Source organism: Chloroflexota bacterium, assembly GCA_026710945.1.
GTDB lineage: Bacteria > Chloroflexota > UBA11872 > VXOZ01 > VXOZ01 > VXOZ01.
The window spans coordinates 1-4,435 of record JAPOQA010000032.1; the positions used below are offsets into that span (position 1 = coordinate 1).

General features: G+C 56.9%; 5 protein-coding genes and 1 tRNA gene. 5 read left to right on the forward strand and 1 reads right to left on the reverse strand.

Features of this window, described 5'->3' with window-relative positions; all coding sequences use genetic code 11:
* The first annotated feature begins 403 nt into the window (after positions 1-403).
* From OXE05_06695 to OXE05_06705, 3 genes are all read left to right on the forward strand, one after another.
* A tRNA-Gln gene (locus OXE05_06695) sits at positions 404-477 on the forward strand.
* Between the two features lie 238 nt (positions 478-715).
* A complete protein-coding gene (locus tag OXE05_06700; protein MCY4437007.1) occupies positions 716-1,699 on the forward strand; it encodes a hypothetical protein in 984 nt (327 codons plus the stop codon).
* Between the two features lie 76 nt (positions 1,700-1,775).
* A complete protein-coding gene (locus tag OXE05_06705) occupies positions 1,776-2,009 on the forward strand; it encodes a hypothetical protein (GenBank protein MCY4437008.1) in 234 nt (77 codons plus the stop codon).
* A gap of 85 nt (positions 2,010-2,094) precedes the next feature.
* Here the strand turns inward: OXE05_06705 and OXE05_06710 are convergent, their stop codons facing one another.
* Entirely contained in the window at positions 2,095-2,817 is a 723-nt protein-coding gene (locus tag OXE05_06710) for a PIG-L family deacetylase (GenBank protein MCY4437009.1), read from the reverse strand.
* 101 nt (positions 2,818-2,918) lie between these two features.
* Between OXE05_06710 and OXE05_06715 the strand changes: the two genes are divergently transcribed.
* Both OXE05_06715 and rsmA read left to right on the forward strand, forming a co-directional pair.
* A complete protein-coding gene (locus OXE05_06715) occupies positions 2,919-3,167 on the forward strand; it encodes a hypothetical protein (protein MCY4437010.1) in 249 nt (82 codons plus the stop codon).
* Positions 3,168-3,176: 9 nt separating this feature from the next.
* The gene (gene rsmA, locus OXE05_06720) at positions 3,177-4,070 is read left to right on the forward strand and encodes a 16S rRNA (adenine(1518)-N(6)/adenine(1519)-N(6))-dimethyltransferase RsmA (protein MCY4437011.1); all 894 of its coding nucleotides are present in this window, start codon (positions 3,177-3,179) and stop codon (positions 4,068-4,070) included.
* Positions 4,071-4,435: the final 365 nt, after the last annotated feature.

The following is a 4,435-nucleotide window of genomic DNA, read 5'->3' on the forward strand; positions in this document are numbered from 1 at the left end:
CGTTGCATGGGCCCTAGATTCCTCGCTCCGCTCGGAATGACATGTGTACTGTTCATGTAGAGTACTGCGTTCAGCTGCTTTTGTTCTCAAATCTGTCAACGAATTACCTGACATTTACAATTGCGGCGAAGCAACCGCTCCGTCACTCCGGCGAAAGCCGGAGTCCAGGGAACGGCGCGAGGGAAGAGTCTCACAGATCTGCAATCGAGTGGACGGCAATGCGCCAGAGGAAGACGGATTCCCGCCCCGTCTCAAGTACGGGGCAAGCTTATCGCGGGAATGACGGATGGAAGCGATTCTCTCGTTCCTGCATACCGGTGGGCGGTGGGAAACTAGCCATCCTGTTGACGCGGGCCGAAGCCGCTTAGTACCATGAAATTGGTCGCGCTTGCGGCGGCCGCTTTGGGGAATCGTCTAATGGTAGGACAGTGGATTCTGGATCCATAAGTCCAGGTTCGAATCCTGGTTCCCCAGCCAAATTTGGAGTGCTCGCGGTTACGCCTCGTGTGGAGCAGGAGCAGTTGCCACCCTTACCTCTGTCTCTAAGCACTGCGGCTTGCCTGTTTATCTGGAATCCAGACTTGTCGCCAAGCATTCGTGGACCGGTTTCCAAATTGGAATTGCATGGGTTGCTATTTGCGTTGTCAGGGGAAAATCTCACATGCAATCCAATAACAGAGATCCGAATAGCGACTGAACCGTTAGAGATAGGCCGGTGGCCAAGAGAAGTCAAATAAAAGAGACACCGCACGAGCTTGCCGTCTCCATTCTTGATTTGCACATCAGAGAGAACTTGGGCAGAAGCCTGCCAGCTACCGCAATGTGCAACGAATGTAGGGAAGAACTTATCGTCAACCTAGTTGAGAACGTAGCAACTGTCGAAAGAAACAAGAATGTAGGAACGGTTCGCCCCGATCTGTCCATGTTTGATATAGATGGGAATCCGATCAGATTCATAGAAATAGCGGACAAGCACATTCCCGAAAGTAATGTCCACGAATATGCAGTGGGGAACAACATTGAAGTCGTTGAGTTCCACCTGAATGCGCCACGAGAATTCGTTGGGGAGAGACGCAACCGCGCTCTTGATGCCTCGCTAACCGTAAAGGCAAGGCTTGATGACCTCGCAGCAAAGCGGCTCAACATTGATGCACACAACCTACTTTGCCAGCGACCCAAATGCAAAGACTGCTCCACTCCGCTACCACTGCGAACGGTTGCTGTCAGTCTCAAAAACTGTTGGAACTGTGAGCAAAACATCAAAGTTGCTACTGGCTACAAAGACGGCCAAGCCCTAGAGCAGGATGAATTCACCAAAGAGGAGTTAGAGTTTGTCCGGGACAGCGGCGTGACCCTAGAACGAAGATTCAGTGCCACAGTCGGAGCAAAGTACTTGGCTAACGTGTGTACCAGTTGTGACCAGATACAAGGGAACTGGTTTCTGTACCAGGACCCGTACCATGACAGGTTTAACCTGCCTCAAGCGGAAAAAGAGTCATACGGTCCTTGCGACAAATGCGCTACACGGATTTGCTTGACCCACGGCGAATACTTTGACTACGACGGTGATAGGGAATGCCCACACTGCGTGGCAGAAGCGGAAAGGGTAATGTGTCCGAACAAGCCAGAACGAGAGTGTTTCTATCCGAGCAAGTGTAATGAAGGTGGGTGCTACTTCGTAAACCGGGAGTTGGTCTGACGTCATGGCAGTCCAAGCAGTGATGCGAAGAGCTACCAAGTCTGCGCCGTTAGAGCCGCTATTCAGGAATCGAAGAATGAGAGATAGTGCCCGCTACGCCAAATTCGTGGAATGGTCAGAGGAAGACCAGTGTTACGTGGGGAGTGCGCCGGGCCTCGTATACGGCGGCTGCCATGGTGACGACAAGTGGCAGGTATTCGCGGAACTGCGCCAGATAGTAGACGAGGTTATCCACCTCTATCGCGTTGACGGTAAGCCGCTTCCGCCGCCTAGCTCTCAGTACTCCAGTTGCGATTGGCAACACAATTGAAACTATTCGACCCGAAAGTTGCAATTGCGCTGGAAATGGCAACCAGAGTACTCATTTGCCAGCGGCGACTGCGGCCCGTACCTTGCTACCCACGCGCGATGTCGGTCGGCAGCAGCGGCACGGTGGTCGTGCGGCCCCAGACGCGCACCTGGCGGAAGCCTTCCGCATATGGCGTGCCGACCTGCAAGCCCCGGTACTTCGCCACGGTGACCATGGAATCGATGTAGTCAATGTTGTCATGTTCTTTCAGCCAGGCGTATTGGCTCTCGTGGCACGCGAGCATCTGCCGCTTAGTCTCGATGGTCTCGCTGATGTCCACCCACATTTCCGGCAGAAAGTCGACGCCCATCAGGGTATCCATGTGGAAGATGGGCACGAGTTGTGCCGGATTCTCCTGCTTCGAAACAAGATGGGGAATAGTGGCGTCAAAGCTCGCCTTGAGCACCAGTTCGCCCACCAAGCGGTGATCGTCCATGTAATCGTTGGGCGCGTGGGTGATAATGACGTCCGGCTGAGCCGCGCGCACGGCTTCGACCAAACGCGCCAGCGCCTCGTTGGTACTCTGGCGCACGTCCGCGTCGTCGATGTCGAGCCATTGAAAGTCCGCGCCGATCACGTCCGCGCTGTTCTTTGACTCCTGCTTGCGTACCTCTTTGAGTTCGGGCGGCATGATCTCCACGTGGCCCAGCCCGCCGTTGCACACGTAGCACATCGTCACGTGGTGCCCCTGCGCCGCGTACTTTGCCAGTGTGCCCGCGCACAGCAGCTCGATGTCGTCAGGATGCGCGCCGATTGCCTGCACCCGCATGGTTCTGCTCCTTTACGTGGAAGAATGTCGTTCTCGTCTCTACGGTATTATAAGAACTAGGGGCGTTCAGCACTACAGGGGTCACGTTTCGGTGCAAGACTGTGACGACGCAGGTTGCAAACCTGCGTTACCGGAAGGTGTTGGTGACCCGGACCTGCCTTGCCGGATGGGACTGCCGGGTACTGAACTGCGCTACCCGGGAGTACCCGCAGGTTGCAAACCTGCGCTACCGGAAGGTGATGGTGACCCGGACCTGCCTTGCCGGATGGGACTGCCGGGTACTGAACTGCGCTACTCGGGAGTACCCGCAGGTTGCAAACCTGCGCTACCGGGCGCTGCTTACCGCGTAGACGTGAGATATGCTTAATTCCAAGGTCTTTGACATTCCCGCGCAAGCACGCGATCTGTGCCGTCCGCGCACGATGCGCATGCTGCTGCGTCAGGTGGACTTGCGCCTGAACCGCAAGCTCGGCCAGCACCTGTTGGCTGACGCGGGCGTGCTGCGGGCGATCATGCGGCACGTGCAGCAGGGAGACCACGACCGCATCCTGGAGGTCGGACCCGGATTGGGCTGTCTTACCGTTTGCCTCGCGGACGTGGCCGAGCGGGTGGTGACTGTGGAAATCGATGCGCGCATGTTAGCCTTGCTGGACGCTACACTGGCTTTCCATACAAACGTCGAGATGGTCCACCAGGATGCCGTGGCGTTTGATCCCTCTCCCTACTTTGGAGAATCACCGTACATGCTGGCGGCGAACCTGCCCTACAGTGTGGCAACCCCGGTGATCAGGCAACTCATAGCGCATCCGGCCGGTCCGCAACGCATGGTCGTAATGTTGCAACGGGAAGTTGCGGCGCGGGTCAGTGCAGCGCCGGGCGACATGAGCTATCTTTCCCTGTTTATGCAGACCTATGCGGAGACAAATCACCTCTTTGCCGTACCGGCGCAGGCGTTCTTTCCTCCGCCGCAGGTGAACTCCGCCGTGGTGGAAGTGGTGAAGCGCCCACAGCCGTATTTTCCTGCGGAAGCGGTGCCTGACGTGCTGCGGCTCGCCCAGGCGGGCTTCTCCCAGCGGCGCAAGCAGGTACATAACTCCGTCCGCTCGCTCCTCCGCATTGACGACGAGCATATGCGCTGGCTGCTTGAAGAAGCAGGAATCTCTCCGCAGTGCCGTCCGCAGGAACTCTCGCTCGATGCATGGTTCGCGTTGCATCAGGCGGTGAAAGCCGACGGCCTGCTCATTGGAAGTTAGATGCGAATTTCGTGCCGGTGATTGCTGAAGATGCACAAGAGCGGGGGACAAGCCCCCGCGCTACGAGTGGAGAAGGCACAACTGAATGAATTTAGGTATTGAGTAAAGGTAGTACCTCCGGGCGTCACTGCCGCTGCGGGGAGAATCCATCTACCAGGGCGGCAAGGCCTGTTGCCTTAGCGCGGGACAGGCCCCCGCACCATGACCTCTGATCCCCTCTCCTTGGGAGGTTGTCTCAATATTCTGGTGCGGGGCACGGAGAATGGGGAGAGAAGGACAGACAGATGGCGGGTGGGATGAACAAGACGGTGCCAGTGTCGGGTCTGTCCTTGGGGCGACGCTGGGCTAGACCCAGACCGCCACAG